This is a genomic window from Pseudomonas fluorescens group sp. PF-69 (assembly GCF_054481235.1).
Genome location: NZ_JBTMNC010000001.1, coordinates 4,213,204 through 4,234,367, shown reverse-complemented (window position 1 = coordinate 4,234,367; position 21,164 = coordinate 4,213,204). Strand labels below are relative to the sequence as shown.

Genomic DNA, 21,164 nt, shown 5'->3' with positions numbered 1-21,164 from the left:
AAGGCGTTGGCTTGCAGGTGAATCGGCTCAGTCGTTGATCAGCTTGCCGACCCGAATCGGATCTCGTCCGGCGACTTTCGCCTGCCAGGTGCCCGGTTGCGTGTAACGACCGCGGTCGATGGCGAACAACACGCCGCTGGTGCCGGCGCGAACGGTGGTGACCTTGTCGTTCAACGGGTCGACCACTTCAAACAGCGCATCGCCCTTCTCCACCCACTCACCGGCATCGCGCAGGAAACTGACCACGCCGTGATGCGGTGCGAACAGGTATTGGGTGCCTTCGAACGGCATGCCTTCGCAGCATTCGACAGGCGCCTCTGGCCAGGTGCCCAGGATGAATCCCTGTTCGGCGAGGAAGCCGAGAATGGCTTCGCAATTGGCTTGGGCCTGATCGACGCGGGTGTCGCCCATGCTGCCCAGCTCCAGAGTGGTCGCCAGGTTGGCCGGTGGAATGGCCGCCTCGGGGTACGCCCTGGCCAGACGCAACCATGGCGAGGAACAAGACTCGTCGAACGAGCTGCCGCCAGAATCTTCGCACAGCAAGGCGACACCGGCCTTCAGGCGCGCAGCCAGGGATCGCCACTGCGGCCAGTGTTGCGGCAGGGCGTAAAGGTGAATCGCCGCTTCGAAGTCGCAATGCAGATCGAGGGTGATATCCGCGTCGCAAGCGTGGCGCAGCAACAGGCGATGCATGGCTTCCAGCTGTGACGCCGGGCTCGGCAGACTGTCGAGCACCTGGCCCATGGTCTGGCGAATCAGCGCGATGTTGGCCTCGGCATCGCTGCCCAGGCGATCACCGATCAACTGCGCCACCGGTGCGCTGAGTTCGACGAACGAGCGGTTGAAGTTCTTGCCACTGCCCAGTTCGAAGCGGCCCATGTGGCTGCCTTGCAGATGCTGATCCAGCCCAATGGGGTTGGCCACGGGCACCAGTTCGATCACACCCTGCAACCGACCCTGGTCTTCCAGCTCGGCCAGGCGCTTTTTCAGTTCCCAGGCGGTACGCATGCCGGGCAGCTCGTCGGCGTGCAGGCTGGCCTGGATGTAGACCTTGCGAGTGCCCGCGCCATAACGGAACACGCTGAGGGTGCGTTCGGTCCCCAGATGGCTCCAGGGCAGAGAGTGGTTGATGCGTTGCATGGGGCGCTCCGATATCAGCGGCACCAAGATCCCTTGTGGCAGCGAGCTTGCTCGCGAAGAGGTCTGCACATTCAACATTGATGTTGCCTGACACAACGCCTTCGCGAGCAAGCTCGCTCCCACAAGAAATCGCGGCCTGATTGAAAATCATAAAAAAATGGCAACCGCGTCAACGGTTGCCACCTTTTGCACGGTTCGATTACTCGCCGTAAACGTCAAACTTGAAGTACTTGTCCTGCACTTGCTTGTACTTGCCGTTGGCGCGGATGTCGGTGATAGCGGTGTTGAACTTGTCCGCCAGCTCCTTATCGCCCTTGCGCACGGCAATACCGGCGCCGCCACCGAAGTATTTCGGATCGTTGTATTCAGGGCCCACGAACGCGAAACCTTTACCGGCGTCGGTTTTCAGGAAACCGTCGTCCAGGTTGACCGAGTCGGCCAGCAGCGCGTCAACGCGTCCCGACACCATGTCCAGGTTGGCTTCCTGCTGGGAACCGTAGCGAACCAGGTCGATGCCGGCCGGCACCAGCACTTCAGTGGCAAAGCGGTCGTGGGTACTGGCGCGCAGCACACCGACTTTCTTGCCTTTGAGTTCGGTGAGCGGGTCCTTCACATCGGTGCCTTCCTTCATCACGAAGCGCGCCGGGGTGTGGTAGTACTTGATGGTGAAATCGACGTTCTTCTTGCGGTCGTCGGTGATGGTCATGGACGACAGGATGGCGTCGATTTTCTTGACCTTCAGTGCCGGGATCAGGCCGTCGAACTCTTGCTCGACCCAGGTGCACTTCACTTTCATCTGCTCGCACAGGGCGTCGCCGATGTCCACGTCAAAACCGGTCAGTTTGCCGTCAGGGGTTTTCATCGAGAACGGCGGGTAACCGGCTTCGATACCGATACGGATCGGTTTGGCGTCTTCGGCCACGGCGGTCAGGGACAGCATCGACAGTGCCAGGGCACCGAACATCACTAGCTTCTTCATTTATAACTCCTGTGTGCGGAGGCTCTTATTGGCAGCGTTCGGTCGGTAGCTTGTGGCTGGTAAAGACCGAAGTGGCCGGCAGTCTAGAGTGGCTTCAGGAGGGCAAATTGTGTTGAAGCGACAAATACTTACATAAAAGTGGCCGCAGGAATAAAGGCCGATGGGGCGTGCGCCATCGCAGTGCAAAGACTGTCAGACAATCCGCCAAATCGAAAAAAACCTACAAGAATTCAGCTGTATTCCGACCGAAGAATCGCGCTGGCGACCCAGCATTTTTTGCGGCACATTGGCCGCCCACCTGCCCCTGAAGAGATGCGTGATGCCGTCCTTGAATCTGATCCAGCACCATCCCGCTGAAGGTCCCGGCGCTATCGCCCTGTGGGCCGAATCCCGTGGTTTGACCCTGAATGTATTTCGCGCCGACCTCGGCCAGTTGCCGCCCGTGAGTGCAGCCCCCGTGATTCTGTTGGGTGGGCCTCATGAGGCCAACGCCGGGCCAGAGTGGCTGGAAACCGAACGTCAGTGGCTGGGAGCCAGCCTGGATCAAGGCGCAGCGGTGTTTGCGATTTGTCTGGGGGCGCAGTTACTGGCACTGAGTCTGGGCGGGAATGTGCGACGGATGGACAGAATGGAAACCGGATGGACGCCCGTGACCTTTGTCGATGGCCAGTCGCTGCAGGTGCTGGAGTGGCACGAAGACGCCATCGACCTGCCACCGAATGCGCAACTGCTGGCCAGCAGCATGCAGTGCGAACAGCAGATGTACCGCGCCGGGCCGACTCGGGTGGGCTTGCAGTTCCATCCGGAGTGGAACGCCGAATCGGTGGCTGTCCTGAATGAGCATTTTGCGGATGAATCGCCATTGCCGCGGGGTCAGCAAGACAGCGCCGCCCATGCAACCGTGTTCGAGTGGTTGCAGGCGACGCTGGATGGGTGGTGGCACGCGTCGTCAGGCACACGCTAAACCTGTGGCGAGGGAGCTTGCTCCCTCACCTCAGTTGATCAGCATTCACATCCAATCGGCGCTGTGGCTGGACGTTGCACCGCGGCGCTCAATTTAAATCCTTCATCCAGCCACCCGGTCACGCCACCGATCATCTCTTTGACCGGATAGCCCAGCGCCGCCAGTTTCACCGCCGCCTTGTTCGCGCCATTGCAGTGAGGGCCGGCGCAATAGACCACGAACAGGGTGTTTTTCGGGTAAAACGCCAGACCTTCAGCGCTGAGCAATCGCCGCGGAATATTGATCGCCCCCGGTACATGCCCACGCTCGAAGGCCAGCGGGCCGCGCACGTCCAACAGAATGAAATCAACTTCGCCAGCGGCCTGACTGCCATGGACGTCGGAGCAATCGGTTTCGAACGTCAGGCGATTGCTGAAGTGCATCAGGGCAATGGCCGAGGGGGCGGCGGGAATTTCGCGAACCAGACTGGTCATGGGCAGTACTCCTAAGTGTCGTTGGGTGTGAACACACTTTATTCGCCTGCCCCTTGCGGCTAAAGTGGCGCACAAGACACTCACCGGGAATTTTCCGCCAAATGCAGCCTACCCCAGGATCGGTCGCCATTCTGGCCTACGACGGCCTCTGTACGTTCGAGTTCGGCATCGCCGTCGAGATCTTTGGCCTGGCGCGGCCGGAGTTCGATTTCCCTTGGTACGAGCATTGCGTCGCCGCTGTCGATCAAGGACCGATGCGCGCCATGGGTGGCATCCAGGTGCTGGCCGATGGCGGCCTGGAACTGCTCGAACAGGCCCGGACCATCATCATTCCCGGCTGGCGCGACCGCCAGGCAGCGGTGCCCGAGGCACTGCTCGCCGCCCTGCGCCAGGCCCATGCCCGGGGCGCACGGTTGCTGTCGATCTGTTCCGGGGTGTTCGTGCTGGCCGCCACCGGGTTGCTCGATGGTCACAGTGCGACCACACACTGGCGCTACACCACGGAGCTGGCGCAACGCTTTCCGAACATTCTGGTGGACCCCGATGTGTTGTACGTCGATTCAGGCCAGTTGATTACCTCGGCCGGCAGCGCTGCCGGCATCGACGCGTGCCTGCATCTGGTGGCTCGGGATTTCGGCACACAAGTGGCCAATTCGGTGGCACGGCGGCTGGTGATGTCGCCGCAACGCACTGGTGGCCAGGCGCAGTTCATTCCGACGCCGGTCAGTCCTGCGCCGCGCAGTGATCTTTCCCGCGTCATGCAGTGGGCACGGGAGCGATTGCATGAGCCGCTGGAAGTACGTGACCTGGCCAGCGAAGCGGCCATGAGCGAGCGAACCTTCCTGCGCCGCTTCAGCGAAGCCAGCGGCCAGTCACCCAAGGCCTGGCTGCAACATGAGCGCCTGGGCCGCGCCCGCGAACTGCTGGAAAGCACCGATCAAAACACCGAGCAGGTTGCCCTGCGCTGTGGTTATCGTTCGGTGGAAAGCTTCCGGGTGGCGTTTCGCAGCGTGGTCGGTGTACCGCCGTCGGTGTATCGGGAGCGGTTTGGGCGTGGGGTCAAGGCTTGCGCAACAGATAGGTGTCCATGATCCAGCCATGGGCCAGTCGGGCCGCCTTGCGCGCCCGCTCGATCTCATCCGCCACATCCTTGAGCTTGCCGCTGATCAGGATTTCATCCGGCGTCCCCAGGTAGGCCCCCCAGTAAATATCGGTCTCACGATCCGCCACCTGATGATAGGCATCCTGGGCATCGAGCATCACCACCAGGCTGTCGGCATCGCTCACCTGACCGGCGGCGAGGCGCCGGCCGGTGGTGATTTCAATCGAGCCGCCAATTTGATTGAGCGTCACTTTGTGCTGCGCCGCCAACGCCTGAACGCTGGTGATGCCCGGGATCACCTCGAATTCGAAGGCACAGGCGCCTGACGCCAGAATCGCCTGCAAGATGCGCAGGGTGCTGTCATACAACGCCGGGTCACCCCAAACCAGGAAACCACCGCACTGGTCGTCGGACATTTCCTCATTGATCAGCCTCTCGAAGGTTCGCTGCCTGGCCAGGTTCAGGTCATCGACACTGGCCTTGTAGTCCACATCCCCGCGCTCGCGCTCAGGGCTGCGGGCTTCGACGAAGCGATAATGGCGATCGGTGATGTAGCGTTCGCAGATGTCACGGCGCAGGTCGATCAGCGTGTCCTTGCTCTGGCCCTTGTCCATCAGGAAAAACACGTCGACCTTGTTCAGCGCCTTCACCGCCTGAATCGTGATGTAGTCGGGGTTGCCGGCGCCGATGCCGATGACCAGGAGTTTTTTCATCCGCATCTATCCTCGGGCTCAGCGCCCGCCAAGCGCAATCGCCAGCAACCCTGGAACCGGAGTTCGACGCTCGACAGCGGCTCGACATCAATCAGATTGAATGCCGAACCGTGCAGCACGTACGTCAGCGCGGCGCGGATGACAAACGGATGCGTCACCGCCACCACATGCCCCGGTGTCGCCTGCAATGTCGTCAGCCAGGCGACCACCCGTTCAGTCACCTCGCTCACCGACTCGCCACCGTGGGGCGCCGAAGCCGGGTCGGCGAGCCAGGACTGCAGCCATTGCGCTTCGGATTTTTGCAGGTCATTGATGCGCTGACCGCTCCAGCGCCCGACATCGCAATCGCGCAATGCCTCGACCACCTCAGCGTGGCTGCCGAACAGTTCGGCGGTCTGCCGGGTCCGCAGTTCCGGGCCGCACAACAGCCGTGGAGCATTTTTGAATTGAGCACGACGGGAACCCCGCACCGATTGCCAATCCATCTCCAGAGGTTCATCCGCAGGAAACCTCGCCAATTTTTGTGCGACGGTTCGAGCGTGGCATATCAGGGTCAAACGGGTCGCCTGCACGAAGGATTACTCTGTCGATGGAAAGTAAGGGACGGCGACTTGCCGGTGGTCGCGCAATTGTGCCGCAAGAAAGGTTGTCGAAGGGGCATTTCGTCTGACAACAAAAGCCGTCTCCGATCTGTTTATAGGCAATGCCCTACACGGTTGGCCGTCATCCCCGTCGCCATCGGCGTACAGGCATTTCGCTCAATTTTCGGCGTTGGAAAACCGCACCAAAATTAACTAGACATGTAGTGCGCCTTAATCAAATACTGGTTTCAACGGATTATCGCCCCATCCAGCAGGAGCCCGGATGCGCTCATTTAACGACCCGATCATTGACTCCCGTCTGGACAGTTCACCGTCCAAAGCCACGCGCCACCCGATCAGTCCCGACGCAGACCTGATACCGCGCGCGGTCAATCCGCAATAGCACCTGAAAAAGAGCGGCGTCCGACAAGGCAACCGCCGATCAATCCGTGGAAACCGACAGTGATTGTCAGGTTCGGTGCCAGCCACCGAACGCTTTGATACAGGAGTGCATCCATGCTGGTCTTGCGTCCAGTGGTGTTAACCGACCTGCCCCAATTGCAGCGGCTGGCCCGCGAAAGCCTGGTGGGCATCACGTCGCTGCCCGACGACAGCGAATGCTTGCACGATAAAATTCTCGACTCATGCACCTCGTTCGAGCAAACCGTCCAGAGCCCGGGCCCCGAGAATTACGTCTTCGTGCTGGAAGACTCGACGACGCGGCGACTGGCGGGCTGCTCGGAAATTCTCGCCATGGCGGGTTTCAGCGAGCCGTTCTACAGCCTGCGCAACCGTCACTTCAACAGTGCCTCGCGGGAGCTGAACATCGAGCATGGCGTGCCGGCTCTGTCGCTGTGCCACGACCTCGGCGGCCATACCTTGCTGCGCGGTTTTCATATCGATCCGACGCTGGTGCGCACGGCGTACTCCGAACTGTTGTCACGGGCGCGACTGCTGTTCATCGCCGCCCACGCGCCGCGCTTTGCCGACGGGGTCATCAGCGAAATCGTTGGTTTCAGCCGCGATGACGGGCATTCGCCGTTCTGGGATGCGCTGGGCAAGCACTTCATCGACCTGCCCTATGTCGAGGCCGAGCGGCTCTGCGGGCTTGAGAGTCGAGCGTTTCTTGCCGAACTGATGCCGCAATACCCGATCTACGTGCCAATGCTGCCCCAGGCCGCGCAAGACTGCATCGGCCGGGTTCACCCCGATGGCCAGGAGGCCTTCGATATCCTCGAGCGCGAGGGTTTCCAAACCAATAGTTATGTCGATCTCTTTGACGGCGGCCCAACGCTGTATGCACGCACCGCTGGCATTCGTTCCATTGCGCAAAGCGCGACCGCCACGGTGAAACCCGGCTCATCCATCGACGCCCGTGGCCGCTATCTGCTTTGCAATGACTCGCTGGAGAATTACCGTGCCATCGTCGCCGACCTGGATTACCGCGCCGGGCAGCCCCTGACCCTGGACGCCGAAATGTGCGCGGCCCTGAAGGTGAGCGAAGGCAGCCCGATCCGGCTGATTGCCTTGTGATCCGCTTCCCTCACCGCGCACAACGGCCGTCCCCGTGCAGGCTCGCGCAAGGAGTTGCAGCATGATAGTTCGTCCGGTCCAGGTGACGGATCTGCCCGCCTTGCTCGCACTGGTCCGCCAGGCTGGTTGCGGACTGACGTCGCTGCCGGCCAACGAAGAGCACCTGCTTCACCGATTGCGCTGGGCGCAAAGAACCTTCGCCGAACAAGTCGAGCGCGCCGACGCCGATTACCTGTTCGTCCTCGAAGACGACGACCAGCAAGTGGTGGGCGTCAGCGCCCTGACCGGGGCCGTGGGCCTGCGCGAACCCTGGTACAGCTACCGGGTCGGGCTGACGGTCAGCTCATCACCGGACCTGGGCATCGAGCGGCACATCCCGACCTTGTTCATGAACAATGAAATGACCGGTCAATCGGATCTGCGCTCGCTGTTCCTGCGGCCCGATCGACGTCAGAGCCATCACGGCCGGTTGCTGTCCCTGGGGCGTTTGTTGTTCGTGGCCGAGTTTGCGCACCTGTTCGGGGACAAGTTAATCGCCGAACTGCGCGGCAGTGCCGACGAAAAAGGCTGCTCTCCCTTCTGGGACAGCGTCGGTCGCCACTTCTTCAAAATGGACTTCAAGCACGCCGATCACTTGTCGTGGCTGGGCAACAAAGCGTTCATCGCGGAACTGATGCCGCGCCAACCGCTGTACGCCTGCCTGCTGACCGAACAGGCCCAGGCGGTGATCGGCAAGCCTCACGCGAAGGCCGGGCCGGCCCTGAAGATCCTCACCGCCGAAGGTTTTGCCCACAAGGGTTACATCGACATCTTCGACGCCGGCCCGGTGATCGAGTCCCCCGTTTCGAGCATCCGCGGCGTGCGCGACAGTCAGTTACTGGAGCTGACCATCGCCCCCCTGGACGACCAGGCTCCCGTGTGGCTGATCCACAACCGTCGCCTGGAAAACTGCCGCATCACCGCCTCGCCGGCGCGCCTGGTGGACGAGCGCCTGATCGTCGACCGCCTCACCGTCAAACGCCTGCAACTGCAACCCGGTGACTCGGTCCGCGCCGTACCGCTGCGCCCGCAACAGTTGCAGTCGGTGGCGGCGTAATCGCTACCGCGTCGCCAACTGTTGGGCTTCATCTGCAAATTCGTCATCATTCTCGACCGCCCCCCGTGATAGCCTTTTACGTCTTCGGCGTTGACACTTTTGCTCAAGCCCTTCCATTCCCATTGGTGGAACTCATATGTCCAGGCTTTCTCATCAAGATTTGCGCCGCAGTTTTCGTCAATTACTCGCTTCCAACACTTGCTACCACACGGCGTCGGTCTTCGATCCGATGTCGGCGCGCATCGCGGCGGACCTGGGGTTTGAAGTGGGTATTCTCGGCGGGTCGGTCGCGTCGCTGCAGGTACTGGGTGCCCCAGACTTCGCCTTGATCACCCTCAGCGAGTTCGCCGAGCAGGCCACCCGCATCGGCCGCGTCGCCCAACTGCCAGTGATCGCCGATGCCGACCACGGTTACGGCAACGCCCTCAATGTCATGCGCACTATCGTCGAGCTCGAACGTGCCGGCGTCGCCGCCCTGACCATCGAAGACACCTTGCTGCCGGCGCAATTCGGCCGCAAGTCCACGGACCTGATCACCGTTGCCGAAGGCGTCGGCAAGATCCGCGCAGCCCTGGAAGCCCGGTGTGACTCGGAACTGGCAATCATCGCCCGCACCCACGCAGGGATTCTTCCGGTGCAGGAAATCATCAGCCGCACCAAGCAATACCAGGCCGCCGGGGCGGATGGCATCTGCATGGTTGGCGTGAAGGATTTCGACCATCTGGAACAAATCGCCGAGCACCTGAGTGTGCCGCTGATGCTCGTGACCTACGGAAATCCGTTGTTGCGTGATGATGTACGCCTGGCCGAACTGGGCGTGCGCGTCGTCATCGACGGCCACGGCGCCTACTTCGCCGCGATCAAGGCCACCTACGACAGCCTGCGCGAGCAACGACAGATCTTCACCCAGGCCGCCGACCTGAGCGCGACGGAATTGACTCACACCTATACGCAACCAGCGGAATACATCCGTTGGGCGGAAGAGTTCATGCACGTAAAAGAGTGATGGCGAGCAAACGTTAATTGCGTGAAACCCCATCGCCTGCTCGCGATGGTCGTCAACGACGACGCGGGCTGTCTGAATACCCGCGTTGCCCGGACGTTCATCGCGAGCGGGCTCGCTCCTACAGTGGATTGAGTACATCTGAAAATGATTGGTCGGCTGTCAGGCCGCCATCGCTGCGATGCGGCGCCCCGACAAGCCAGCTCCCACAGAAAAGCACGACGGCGTACACCCACCCGCTCCTCACCACTCATCAGGCCGAGCGTTAGCTCGCCTGCAGCTTTTGATCTTGATCCACCCGCCCCTTCGGGAGGCTGAGTGGAGGTGTGCATCCGGGGAGTGGCGCGCAGCGCCGTTCGACGCAGTCGAACACGCTGCATGCAGGTCGAAGCGAAGCCGACCGGAGGGCAGTGTCCCCGGATGGATACCGCAGCGAAGGAACGCCGAGCCTAAGCGAGGGGCCGGACGCTCGGGGCGAGCGTTTTTTTGGTTACTTTTTTTAGGCGCTTGTAAAAAAAGTGACTCGCCGTAAGGGCGAAACCGTCAGCCGCCGTTACCGCAGCAACGGATATGTACGCGGTCAACAACACACAGGTCGGCTGTCAGGCCGCCTTCGCTGCGATGCGGCGCCCCGACAAGCCAGCTCCAAGGAATCGGGGAGCAAGGCAGGCTGCCTCAACCAACATCAAACCGAATCGAGCAACTCATACCGAGAGCGACCATCGCTGCAGCAAATGACCCGGTTACGCCCCGTCGTCTTGGCCTCGTACAATGCCTGGTCGGCATCGCCGAGCCACGAGGTCACGTCACTGTGGCCAGGGTTGAACGCAGCCAGGCCGATGCTCAGGCTGACTTTCAGCGCCGGATTCTGCTCATAACCCAACGTGGCAAAGCGATCACGCAGCGCTTCCATGACCGCCGCCGCGTTGTTCAAGGGCAAATCCGGAAGAATCACGCAAAACTCATCACCGCCATAACGCCCGGCCACATCGGTGGCCCGCAGGTTCTGCTTGAGCATCTTGCTCAGCTGCCGCAACACGATGTCGCCCGCGACGTGACCGTAAGTGTCATTGATGTGTTTGAAATGATCGATGTCGATCAGCGCAATCGCCCCGCCCTGGTGCTGGCGCTGGCAACGCTGAAACTCGATTTCCAGTTGATCCTTCCAGGCGCCGTGGTTGAGCAGACCGGTCAGGCTGTCGGTTCGGCTCAGGGCCAGTAATTCACTTTTTTGCCGGCCGAGGGTATGGGCCTGGCGAAAGCACAGCCAGCCCAGCGCCAGCGGGTAAAAACACATCAGGGGCAAGCAGGCGTAGAGTTGTAACTGACTGGTTTCTGGAATGAACAGCGGTTTGAAAATCAGCCATCCGATGCCGATCCCCAGGATCTGCGTGACGCTGCCCGCCAACAGAAAACGCAAGCCGCCGATCGCCACATTGTTCATCGCCATCATGGAAATGGTGGTCGCGCTGGGCAGCGGATTGAACTGCATGGCCGCCACCCAGAAGCCACCCAGAAAGGCGTCAACCAGCAGGTTACGGTGTTCGGCATGATAGGGAGCCTTGGCCCGACGCGCCCATTGATAGGCCAGGTGCGGCCAGATCAGACCGTTGAACAGCATCAGTGCCCAGACCCAGGGCGCCGGGTTCAGGGGGTACATCGCCACACTCACGCACAACAGACCCAGCACCAGGCCGAGCATGCGCGACGTGTAGAGCCTCCTGGCCAGTGAAAGTCCTTTCACTCCCGTCTTTCCCATTGGGACCTCTCCACAGAGCGGTACCTGATGATTCCAGGGTTGCGCGTATCTTTCGGAGTCTAACAGGGTAACGTCAAATAGCCATCACCGGTGGGCGGGATGAATACCGTGGCATAGCCGTCGAGCGTACGCTCAATGTTTGGCTATACATGAAGACAGGCTTGACGCGAAAACGAGAAAGAGGAGGCCCATGCAGACCTTTCGGGTGTTGATCATAGGTAGCGGCTTTGGTGGTCAGTGTGCGGCGGTCAACTTGCTCAAGGCTGGCATCACCGACTTTCGCCTGCTCGAGCGGCGTGACTTCTTCGGTGGCACCTGGTGCCAGAACACCTATCCCGGCGCGGCGGTCGACGTGCCCTCGCCCCTTTACTCGCTGTCCTTCGCGCCCTACCGCTGGACGCAGATGTTCGCCGAACAGGCCGAACTGCATCGTTACACCCGCTATGTCGTGGAGCACTTCGGCCTGCGCGATCGGGTGGAACTGCAGGCCAATGTCGAACGCGTCGAATGGGACGACGCAAGCAAACGCTGGGCGGTCCACACGGCCGGCAAGGGCACCTTCTACGCGCAGTTCCTGATCAATGCCACCGGGCCCCTGAGCCAGCCTGTGGTGCCACGCTTCGAGGGCCAGGAACGCTTTCGGGGCAAGACTTTTCACACCAACAACTGGGATCACACCTACGACTACCGCCAAAAACGCGTGGCCATCGTCGGCAGTGGCGCCAGTGCGGCCCAGGTGATTCCGGCGATCGCCCCGGATGTCGCGCACCTGCACGTATTCCAGCGTACGCCGCATTGGGTGTTGCCTCGGGCTGACCGCGCGTTTGGCCGTTTCCAGCGCTGGTTGCTCGGGCTTAAACCAGCCTACAAGTTGCTGCGCTGGCTGATTTACTGGCAATTCGAAACCCGGGTGATTGCCTTCAAATACTCGAAACCCGCGATACGCATGGTCCAGCACCAGGCCTTGCGCTTTATCAAACGCCAGGTACCGGACGCCGAACTTCGGCGAAAACTCACGCCGGACTACACCATCGGCTGCAAACGGGTGATTCTGTCGAGCACGCTGTACCCGGCACTGGGGCGCAGCAATGTGACGTTGCACAGCCGTGAACAAGGCATTGCCGCCCTCGATGAAACCGGCATCGTCATGCAGGACGGGCAGCACATCGATGTGGACCTGATCGTCTGGTCTACCGGTTACGACGCCACCGACGGGGTGATCTCCTACCCGGTCACCGGCAAGCATGGCACTCGCCTGAAAGATGTCTGGGCCCAGTTCCCCCGTGCCTACCTCGGCACCAGCCTGCCGGACTTTCCCAATCTGTTTATCGTCACCGGTCCGAACACCGGCATCGGCCACACGTCGGCGCTGTTTATCATCGAATCGCAGATGAATTACATCCTCGACTGCATCCGCACCCTTGAATCACGAGGTTTGCGCAGCATTGAAGTACGCCCCGAGGCAGAACGTACCTACACTGAAATGATCCATAGAGAAATGGAACGCACCGTGTGGAAGTCAGGAGGCTGCCACAGTTGGTATCAAAGCAAGAGCGGTCATGTGATTGCCATGTTTCCGGGGTTCAGTTTCAGCTTCCATCGCTTGACCCGAGCCCTGAAACCCGCCGATCACATCTTGTCCTGAACCGTTAGAAGGAAGACGCCTGATGCTTTTACTGGTTGTCGCTATCGCGGTCTTTGCCGCCTGGAGCTGGTTGAGTTACCCGGCCGTCGGCTACTGGCTTTATGACTTGAGCGTGGCCACCGAGGCCAGGCTGTACAAGTTGCACAAGATCGTCGTGCCCATTTCCGAAATGACCGTCTCGACCTGGCAAGGCGGCCCTTATGAGGCGTCCAGCAACGTCTTGATGCTGCACGGCTTCAGTGCCGACAAAAATCTCTGGCTGCGTTTTGCCCGGCACTTTGTCGGCAGCTACCGGGTGATCATCCCCGACATCGCCGGCCATGGCGAAACCGGCTTCAAGGAAGGCGGCGGCTATGACATCCCGCTGCAGGCCAAGCGCATGATCCAGCTGCTCGATGTCTGTGGGGTCGACAAGGTCCATGTGATCGGCAACTCGATGGGCGGCTATATCGCGGCATGGTTGGCGGCCACGTATCCGGACCGCATTGCCTCGGTCGCCCTGTTCGACCCGGCGGGTGTCACCGCGCCCGAACCCAGTGACCTGGAACGGCACCTGGCCAAGGGCCACAACCCGTTCCTGATCAACTCCCGGGAAGAATTCAAATACTTCTATGGCATGACCATGGCCTCCCCTCCCTGGGTGCCGCGCGTGGTGCTGGACGCCATGGCCCATCGCTATGAACAGGCACGTGACGAACTGGAAGAAATCTTCCGCGACTTTCGCGCCAGCCCACCGATGGAGCCGAAGCTTCCAGGCATAACGGCGCCGGCGCTGTTGCTGTGGGGACGCAAGGATCGCTTGATCGACGTCAGCAGCGTGGCCATCTGGAGCAAAGGCCTGGCCAATCTGCGCGTGGAAATCTGGGAGGGCATCGGGCACATGCCCATGGTCGAAGCGCCAGCCGGTTCTGCACGCCTGTATCGGGAGTTTTTGGCATCCCTGCGCTCGGAAAGCCCTCAGGATCAACGCCTGCACTGAGGATGCAGTCCTTTGCAGAATGAAGTTCGTCAGAAACTTCGTTTGTCGGCGACGCGGAAGGCTGCGATCTTTTGCTCAACGTCACCGCGCCAGGAATTGTGTTCATGAATCATCCGAACTTCGTCAGCCCCGACCTGATCCGCCAACGCTTCTCCAAAGCGATGTCCGACATGTACCGCGAAGAGGTGCCCCTGTACGGCGCGCTGATGGAACTGGTGGAGCAGACCAACCGTCATGTGCTGGACAGCGATCCGCAAGTGGCCCGGCAGTTGAACAGCACCGGCGAAATCGAGCGCCTGGACCTGGAGCGCCATGGCGCGATCCGTGTCGGCACGGCGGCAGAACTGGCAACCCTCGCCCGTCTGTTCGCGGTCATGGGCATGCAACCGGTGGGTTATTACGACCTGACGCCGGCCGGGGTACCGGTGCACTCCACCGCGTTTCGCGCCGTGCATGAAGAGGCGCTGCAAGTCAGCCCGTTCCGGGTATTCACCTCGCTGTTGCGCCTGGAACTGATCGAAGACCCGGAGCTGCGGGCATTCGCCCAATCGACGCTCGACAAGCGCTCGATCTTCACGCCCACCGCGCTGACCCTGATCGACTGCGCCGAAACCCAGGGCGGCCTCACCGAAGCGCAAGCCCGGGATTTCGTCGTGCACGCGCTGGAAACCTTCCGCTGGCATCACAGCGCTACCGTCACCGCCGAACAGTATCGCCAGCTCAGCGCCCAGCATCGCCTGATTGCCGATGTGGTGGCCTTCAAGGGGCCGCACATCAATCACCTGACGCCACGTACCCTGGACATCGATATCGTCCAGGCGCAAATGCCGGCGCGCGGCATCACCCCCAAAGCCGTGATCGAAGGCCCGCCCCGCCGCCAGTGCCCGATCCTGTTGCGCCAGACCAGTTTCAAGGCACTCGACGAGCCGATCGCGTTCACCGATCAGGCCGAGGCCCGGGGCAGCCACAGCGCCCGCTTCGGTGAAATCGAACAACGCGGCGCGGCCCTCACCCCTAAAGGACGGGCGCTGTACGACCGCTTGCTCAATGCGGCACGCGATGAGCTCAAGGATTTCCCCAACGAAGCCAACGCTGCACGCTACAACGCGCTGATGGTGCAACATTTCAGCGAGTTTCCCGACACCTATGAAGGCATGCGCCAACAGGACCTGGCGTACTTTCGCTATTTCGTGACGGAAAAAGGCCTGGCCGCAAAGGCGCTGAACACCTTGACGCTGGAAGACCTGGTCAGCGGTGGCTATCTGCGGGTCGAACCCTTGGTGTACGAAGATTTTCTGCCGGTCAGTGCGGCGGGGATATTCCAGTCAAACCTGGGGGATGCGGCACAAACCCACTACGGCGTGCATTCCAACCAGCAAGCGTTCGAGCAGGCCCTGGGCCGTCCGACGATTGATGAACTGGGGTTGTATGCCGAGACGCAGCGGCGCTCGATCGAGCAGTGTTTCGCCGAATTAAGCACTCTCTAACACACGGAACTGTGGGAGCCTGGCTTGCCAGCGATAGCGATTTCGCCTGCGCCATCACTGGCAAGCCAGGCTCCGACAAAAGCAGTATCTACTTCAGTTTCGCCAACAAGGCTTCGGCAGCCGCTTGCGACGACGCCGGATTCTGACCGGTCAGCAACAGACCATCGTTCAGCACATAGCTCGCCCAGTCAGGCCCCTTGGAATAAATTCCGCCCTTGGCCTTGAGTTCGTCCTCCACCAGAAACGGCACGACGTGGGTCAATTGCACCGCTTCTTCTTCGCTGTTGGTAAATCCCGTTACCTTCTTGCCCTTGACCAGTGGCTGACCATCGGCGCCCTTGGCATGACGCAACACGCCCGGCGCATGGCACACCGCCGCGACCGGTTTGCCCGCCTTGTAAAACGCTTCGATCAGGGCGATCGAATGTTTGTCTTCAGCCAGGTCCCACAACGGCCCATGGCCGCCGGGGTAGAAGATTGCGTCGTAATCGTCGGCCTTCACCGAACTGAGCACGACCGTCGACGCCAACGCCGACTGTGCTGCGGAGTCCTTGCGAAAGCGCTCGGTGGCTTCGGTTTGCGCGTCCGGCTCATCGCTTTTCGGGTCCAGCGGTGGCTGGCCGCCCTTGGGCGAGGCCAGGGTCAACTGAACCCCGGCGTCCTTGAAGGCGAAATACGGGGCGGCGAATTCTTCCAGCCAGAACCCGGTTTTCTTGCCGGTGTTACCCAATTGATCGTGGGACGTTAAAACCATCAGGATTTTCATGTCGTCTTCACTCCGTCTCGGGACTGCAGTGGGGGCTTTAGCCGTGATGCGCACAAGGCTGCGCACCGATCCTGCCGTATGACCTTCGCGCGGTGCTGATCGTTCGGCTTGCCGGGTGCCAAGCATACTGCGTGACAAGCGAAATCGCCTGTCGATAGCCACATTGAACTCAAAACAAGTCGCGCTTCAAACAGCTGCAAGCGCTGCTTTTCAGCGACCGCAACATGGCCTGGACTTGATGAAATATCCGGAACTTCAGCGTTCGATGAGTGGCGTTCATTGCCAATCGGGAAAGTCGGCACAAGCGCAATCAATACCGACTTGCGCGGGCGATCGATTTATTTCTTGGGGGGGGGAACATGAAGAAAACAGGCAGAACTGACTGTTGATCAAAGAGTTCGCCCAGTGCATTGGCCTCGGCAATCCTTGCACTGGTAAAGAGCCTCTGCGCTGGGCGAACGAGACGCATTTTAATTGATGTCGCCGGGAAAGTCCGCGTTTACAACATGAAATTTGCAGTCACATCTATTACTGAAATATCAGCGGACAATTTATTCAAACAAACTCAAACTCACCCGCTCATTTCTGAATAGCAGATTGTTCTTGTACAACGCTTATACAAGAACAATCACCCTGCAAACCAAATATCCATTTATTTCAAAGTTGTTACTTTTAATACATCGGTATACGTCACCACCACACTCTGGCCTTTTTTCAGGTCCTTGAGTTTGGCCTGAACTTCAGGTCGTTGGACATCGACCGTTTTCGACTGGCCGGCAGGGTTTTTAAAAGTGACACGATGGTGCTTGAGATCGATATCAGTGATCTGCAACTCCACCTTCACTTGACGGTAGGCTTCTCCACCTGGCTTGGCCGAGCCCGGTGCATTGCGTATTTCGCCTGCGTATTCGGAAGTGCCAGGCAGGCCTTTGTCGACGCTGGTGTCGAGAGAGACCGCGACCGAGTGCAGGACATCGACCTTGACCTGATCACCGGGCTTCAGCTTGTCCAGGTTCTTGGCCTTTTCAGTGAGTTGCAACGACACCTGATTGCCTTCAGGGCCTTCCAGCACCACCTGACGGTTGGGGACGTCGACCGACACGACTTTGGTGGTGACATGATCGGAAATCACGGATTCCGCCAACGGGATGTCCGCAGCGAAAGCGCTGAGGCTGGCAGTGGACAGCACAGCAGCCAGGCTGATCGCCTGGGTCAATGTGGAGAGCTTGCGTGTGTGACGTTTCATAGCGGTACTTTCCCTGTGAAGAATGGCAGCGAAAGGCGCTCAACCTCGATCAAGCGCCGACCGTGCCGATGAGCATAGACGCAGATCAGGGAGTGCTCGCGGTTTCTTGCGCTGTGGATTCGCCGGATGGTCGGGCCTCGTCGGGGCGTTCGGTGTTCCGACTCAATACCCGGTCATTTCCAGATAACCCTGTCCGCCATGGCTGCCACTCAAACGTACTGGCCCTTCCCAGTACGGAATGCGCAAATTCATCCAGGCGTTGGGGTTGAGGGCGCTGATGACGATGTCCAGGTGCTTGCCGGGAATCTGAATCGACCAGCTGACCGGCATCGAACGCCCGGCCACCTTGGCGCTGCCCTTCGCAGTCAGGCGGATGTCGCCGGCCTTCAACAACTGCGTCTGCCCCTGGGCGTCAATCCACGTGCCGGTCAGGTAAGGAGCGCCGTCCTTTTGCCGCATGCGATAGAGCATCACCTGTTCGCCGCTGTCCAGATGCAGGGAAAACCAGTCCCACCCGGTCTGGTTGGCAGTCAGGGGCTGACTGCTCCATTCACGGTCGAGCCACGCGGGACCATTGACTTGATAGCGCTGGCCATCGATCTCCAGGCTGCCGCTGGCCTGGAAAAACGGCTGGCTGTAGTAATACGACGCCTGGCCCTGTTCGGATTTCTGGCTGAACCCCTTATCCCCTTGCAGCACCAATGGCTTTGTCGATGTCAGCCGCAGTTGATAGCCGAACACCTTGTCGCGGGCGCTGAGTTGCAGGTCGGTCAGTGGATCGGCACCTGCTGCCTGACTGCTGAAATGCCAGTCGTCGATCCACGCATTGAATGGCGTCAGGCTCACTCCGGCCTGCCCCACGCCGCCACGGGCATAGCGTTCGGCGGCGTGATGCACCGAGGCCGAAGTCACGGCCGCGTGGCCGAGCCACAGCGTCTGATTCCCCCAACCTGCCTGCTCGGGCGTGGCTGTCAGGGCACTGCGAAACAGCGTCCATTGCACGCCGAACTCACGGCCCTGCTCGTCCTTGAGGTTGGCGGTGACGTACCACCACTCAATGCGAAAACCATCGTGGGGGCCATGATCCGCCGGAAAACCGAACTCGCGACCCGGCACCACCGGGGTGAAGGCGGCCGCTTGATTGCCGAGGCCGGCAAAGCCTTTGCCTGCCGGCACCGACTGATCGCAACCGCCAAGCAAGGCGGCGATCAGCCATACGCCCAGCCTAATCCTCATGGGCAAAAGTCCTCAGCAGGTCAGCCGGTTGCGTGCGGTACAGCGAATACAGCGGCCATGCCGAGGCCAACAACGTTGCCAGCAACGCCAGCCCCATCAGCTGCAGCCATTGCAGCGGAAACACCCGCAACGGCAGGCGCCAACCGAAGGCCTGGACGTTGATCACCGCGTCCAGGCACCAGGCCAGGGCAATGCCCAGCGGCAACGCCAGCACCAGCGTCAGCAGGGCCAGCAACCAGGTTTGCCCGAGGTTGAGCAGCATCAGTTGCCGGCGCGTCACGCCCAGCGCCCACAGTGGCGCCAGTTGTCCGAGGCGGCTTTGGCTTTGGGTCAGCAGGCTGATGAACAGCGCCACACCTGCTACGCACAGCGTCAGGCTATTGAGCGCGGCGGTGGCGGCAAAGGTGCGTTCGAACACTTGCGTGGACCAGCCCTTGAGCCGGGACTGATCGACGATGCGGCTGTCATCCAGCGCGAAACGCGCTTGCAACGCTGAGACGAACGGCGCAATCGACGCCGGTTCGATGCGCAGGTTGAAACGGTTCGGCGTCAATTGCGGCCAGCCGCGCAGCAGGTGGTTGACGTTAACCAGCACGTGGCCCTTCGGATTGCCGTAGTCGGCGTAGATCCCGACGATGCGCGGTGACCACGGGCCCGTGGGCGTGGGAATCGTCAGGTGATCGCCCAGTCGCACTTTCAAACGCCGGGCCAGTTGCTCGCTGAGCATCAGCGCGTCGTCCTTGGCCAGGCGATCCCAGGGGTTGTCGCCCAGGGCTTCCAGCAGCGGCCAGTGCTGGCGATAGGTCGGGTGATCGATCACGCCAAAGATATCCGCCGGCCAGCCTTGCAACTGGATCGAGACCTGCCAGTTCGGCAGCACCGCCGTGAGCTGCGGCTGTTGTTTGAGCCAGGTTTGCAGGTCACGGGCCTGGGCCGGGTTCAGTGGGCTGAGGTACAACTCGGCGGTCAGGCGTTGTTCGAGCCAGTCGCTGAAGGTCTGGCGAAAACCGGCGGTCATGCTGCCGGCACCGATGTTCGCCGCCAGTGCCAGGAGCAATGCCATCAGCGCCAGGCTCAGGGCGGGCAGTTGCTGGCGACAATCGGCGAGAAACCATTGACCCAGCACCGTTCGGCGGCTCCCCGGCAGGCCATTGAGCAGCGTATTGAGTACCACCGGCAAGGCCAGCGCGGCACCCAGCAGCAGCGTCGCCATCAGCACGAAACCGCTGGCCAGGCTGTCACCGCGCAGCAACGCCAGTAATGCGACAACCAAGGCCACCGCCGCCACCCAGCCCTGGCGCCGCAGCCAGCGCGCATGGGCCTGATGCCAGGCCTGCGGATTGGCCAGCGCCAGCAACGGCAAACGCGCCGCCCGCCACAAACTGTTGGCACCGGCCAGCAAGGCACCGAGCAAGCTGAGGCCGATTCCACTGAGCCACCACAGCGGACTCAGGCTCAACTGCCCCGCCACTTCGGCGCCATACAACCCGCGCAGGCTGGCGGCGACATCCGGGAGCAATACGCTGGCCAGTAAATAGCCGCTCACCACGCCGGCCATTCCGCCCATCAGTGCCAGCCCACCCAATTCGATGCCGAGGCAGGCGATCAGCATCCGCGAACTCACCCCGCAGGCACGCAGGGTTCTGAGCAAACCTCGACGCTGCTCCAGCGCCAGTCCGATGGCGGCGTGAACGATGAACAGGCCGACCACGAACGACAAAAAGCCCAAGGCATCGAGGTTCAGGTGAAAGCTCTCGGTCAGGCGCGCCAGATTGTTTTCTTCGCCAGCGGTCTTGAGTTGAAGTTGCCCCTTGAACGCCTCCGGCAGCGTCGCGGTGAAGCCCTTGGGCAGCAGCAGACGCGACAACTGATCCGGCAATCCGAGAATCGGCTGGGCGAAACCGATGTCCACCAGCAACACCCCGGGGGCCATGTCGCTTTGCGCGTGCAATGGCGGTAGCACCTGACCATTTGCCGCGAGCGGGCGCGCCCCTTCGCTCAGCCCCAGGGCCTTTAGCGTCTGCGGCGAAATCCAGGTGCTGCCCGGCGCCGTGAAAAAGCCGACCACCTGTTCGATGGCCAGGGCCTGCCCGGCCACCGCCGCACCGGCCGGCAGTGACACCGGCTCGATGCCCATCAGTTGCAGCCGCTGCTCCTCATGCCCCTGAAGTGTCAGCCGACCCTGCAACACCGGCGACACCGGCCAGCCCGCGCGACGCAAGTCGACGAACAACTGCTGGGAAAACGTCCCGCCCCCCGGCGCACTGAGACTGGCCTGGGGTTCACCGCCGATCAACTGACTGGCGCGGGCATAGCTGTCCCGCGCCTGGCTGTTCAACGCTTGCACGCCGGTCAGCAGACTGGTGGCCAGCCACAAACCGGTCAGTACACTGAAAAACTGCACCGGATGCAGCCGCCAATGGCTCAGCAACGCGTGCAGGGTCTGGCCGAAGATACGCATC

General features: G+C 61.1%; 18 protein-coding genes. 8 read left to right on the top strand and 10 right to left on the bottom strand.

Features of this window, described 5'->3' with window-relative positions:
- Nucleotides 1-27: 27 nt before the first annotated feature.
- Nucleotides 28-1,140, bottom strand: a complete 1,113-nt coding sequence (locus ACX3YF_RS19930; RefSeq protein WP_458974140.1) for a succinylglutamate desuccinylase/aspartoacylase family protein — start codon at nt 1,138-1,140, stop codon at nt 28-30.
- A 199-nt stretch (nt 1,141-1,339) separates the two neighbouring features.
- A complete protein-coding gene (locus tag ACX3YF_RS19925; protein WP_288098614.1) occupies nt 1,340-2,119 on the bottom strand; it encodes an ABC transporter substrate-binding protein in 780 nt (259 codons plus the stop codon).
- A 319-nt stretch (nt 2,120-2,438) separates the two neighbouring features.
- Here ACX3YF_RS19925 and ACX3YF_RS19920 point away from each other — a divergent pair, with 319 nt between their 5' ends.
- The gene (locus tag ACX3YF_RS19920; protein ID WP_130209961.1) at nt 2,439-3,083 is read left to right on the top strand and encodes a type 1 glutamine amidotransferase; all 645 of its coding nucleotides are present in this window, start codon (nt 2,439-2,441) and stop codon (nt 3,081-3,083) included.
- Between the two features lie 38 nt (nt 3,084-3,121).
- On the opposite strand, the gene ACX3YF_RS19915 is transcribed toward ACX3YF_RS19920, so the two are convergent.
- Nucleotides 3,122-3,556 carry a rhodanese-like domain-containing protein gene (locus tag ACX3YF_RS19915; protein ID WP_130209959.1) on the bottom strand — a complete coding sequence of 145 codons (435 nt, stop codon included), beginning with the start codon at nt 3,554-3,556 and terminating at the stop codon, nt 3,122-3,124.
- Between the two features lie 101 nt (nt 3,557-3,657).
- On the opposite strand from ACX3YF_RS19915, the gene ftrA reads away from it, so the two are divergent.
- Nucleotides 3,658-4,647, top strand: coding sequence for a transcriptional regulator FtrA (ftrA, locus tag ACX3YF_RS19910; RefSeq protein ID WP_196586842.1), 990 nt, complete (start codon nt 3,658-3,660; stop codon nt 4,645-4,647).
- Here ftrA and cobF read toward each other — a convergent pair.
- Together cobF and ACX3YF_RS19900 are read right to left on the bottom strand one after the other, a co-directional pair.
- Nucleotides 4,616-5,371, bottom strand: a complete 756-nt coding sequence (gene cobF / locus ACX3YF_RS19905; RefSeq protein WP_458974139.1) for a precorrin-6A synthase (deacetylating) — start codon at nt 5,369-5,371, stop codon at nt 4,616-4,618. The two genes, ftrA and cobF, sit on opposite strands and share 32 nt — an antisense overlap.
- A complete protein-coding gene (locus tag ACX3YF_RS19900) occupies nt 5,368-5,943 on the bottom strand; it encodes a histidine phosphatase family protein (RefSeq protein ID WP_449105837.1) in 576 nt (191 codons plus the stop codon). The genes cobF and ACX3YF_RS19900 overlap by 4 nt, the downstream gene beginning before the upstream one ends.
- 525 nt (nt 5,944-6,468) lie before the next feature.
- Between ACX3YF_RS19900 and ACX3YF_RS19895 the strand changes: the two genes are divergently transcribed.
- From ACX3YF_RS19895 to ACX3YF_RS19885, 3 genes are all read left to right on the top strand, one after another.
- The gene (locus ACX3YF_RS19895; RefSeq protein WP_458974138.1) at nt 6,469-7,485 is read left to right on the top strand and encodes an arginine N-succinyltransferase; all 1,017 of its coding nucleotides are present in this window, start codon (nt 6,469-6,471) and stop codon (nt 7,483-7,485) included.
- Nucleotides 7,486-7,546: 61 nt separating this feature from the next.
- Nucleotides 7,547-8,581, top strand: a complete 1,035-nt coding sequence (gene astA / locus ACX3YF_RS19890; RefSeq protein WP_458974137.1) for an arginine N-succinyltransferase — start codon at nt 7,547-7,549, stop codon at nt 8,579-8,581.
- A 136-nt stretch (nt 8,582-8,717) separates the two neighbouring features.
- Nucleotides 8,718-9,587, top strand: a complete 870-nt coding sequence (locus ACX3YF_RS19885) for an isocitrate lyase/PEP mutase family protein (protein ID WP_130209947.1) — start codon at nt 8,718-8,720, stop codon at nt 9,585-9,587.
- 682 nt (nt 9,588-10,269) lie between these two features.
- Here ACX3YF_RS19885 and ACX3YF_RS19880 read toward each other — a convergent pair.
- Complete coding sequence (locus tag ACX3YF_RS19880; RefSeq protein ID WP_458974136.1) at nt 10,270-11,343, bottom strand: diguanylate cyclase; 1,074 nt, start codon at nt 11,341-11,343, stop codon at nt 10,270-10,272.
- Nucleotides 11,344-11,533: 190 nt separating this feature from the next.
- Here ACX3YF_RS19880 and ACX3YF_RS19875 point away from each other — a divergent pair, with 190 nt between their 5' ends.
- The 3 genes from ACX3YF_RS19875 to hglS all read left to right on the top strand — a co-directional run bounded on the left by ACX3YF_RS19875 (nt 11,534) and on the right by hglS (nt 15,454).
- Complete coding sequence (locus ACX3YF_RS19875) at nt 11,534-12,988, top strand: flavin-containing monooxygenase (protein WP_458944823.1); 1,455 nt, start codon at nt 11,534-11,536, stop codon at nt 12,986-12,988.
- Between the two features lie 22 nt (nt 12,989-13,010).
- Complete coding sequence (locus ACX3YF_RS19870; protein WP_196587181.1) at nt 13,011-13,967, top strand: alpha/beta fold hydrolase; 957 nt, start codon at nt 13,011-13,013, stop codon at nt 13,965-13,967.
- A gap of 104 nt (nt 13,968-14,071) precedes the next feature.
- Nucleotides 14,072-15,454 (top strand): 2-oxoadipate dioxygenase/decarboxylase HglS, encoded by a 1,383-nt coding sequence (gene hglS / locus ACX3YF_RS19865; RefSeq protein ID WP_130209937.1) that lies wholly within the window; start codon nt 14,072-14,074, stop codon nt 15,452-15,454.
- Nucleotides 15,455-15,542: 88 nt separating this feature from the next.
- Here the strand turns inward: hglS and ACX3YF_RS19860 are convergent, their stop codons facing one another.
- The 4 genes from ACX3YF_RS19860 to ACX3YF_RS19845 form a co-directional block, all read right to left on the bottom strand.
- The gene (locus ACX3YF_RS19860; RefSeq protein ID WP_458944822.1) at nt 15,543-16,220 is read right to left on the bottom strand and encodes a type 1 glutamine amidotransferase domain-containing protein; all 678 of its coding nucleotides are present in this window, start codon (nt 16,218-16,220) and stop codon (nt 15,543-15,545) included.
- A gap of 652 nt (nt 16,221-16,872) precedes the next feature.
- Entirely contained in the window at nt 16,873-17,466 is a 594-nt protein-coding gene (locus ACX3YF_RS19855; protein ID WP_130209935.1) for a hypothetical protein, read from the bottom strand.
- Between the two features lie 162 nt (nt 17,467-17,628).
- Entirely contained in the window at nt 17,629-18,702 is a 1,074-nt protein-coding gene (locus tag ACX3YF_RS19850; RefSeq protein ID WP_458974135.1) for a lipocalin-like domain-containing protein, read from the bottom strand.
- Nucleotides 18,692-21,163, bottom strand: coding sequence for an ABC transporter permease (locus ACX3YF_RS19845; RefSeq protein WP_458974134.1), 2,472 nt, complete (start codon nt 21,161-21,163; stop codon nt 18,692-18,694). The genes ACX3YF_RS19850 and ACX3YF_RS19845 overlap by 11 nt, the downstream gene beginning before the upstream one ends.
- Nucleotide 21,164: the final 1 nt, after the last annotated feature.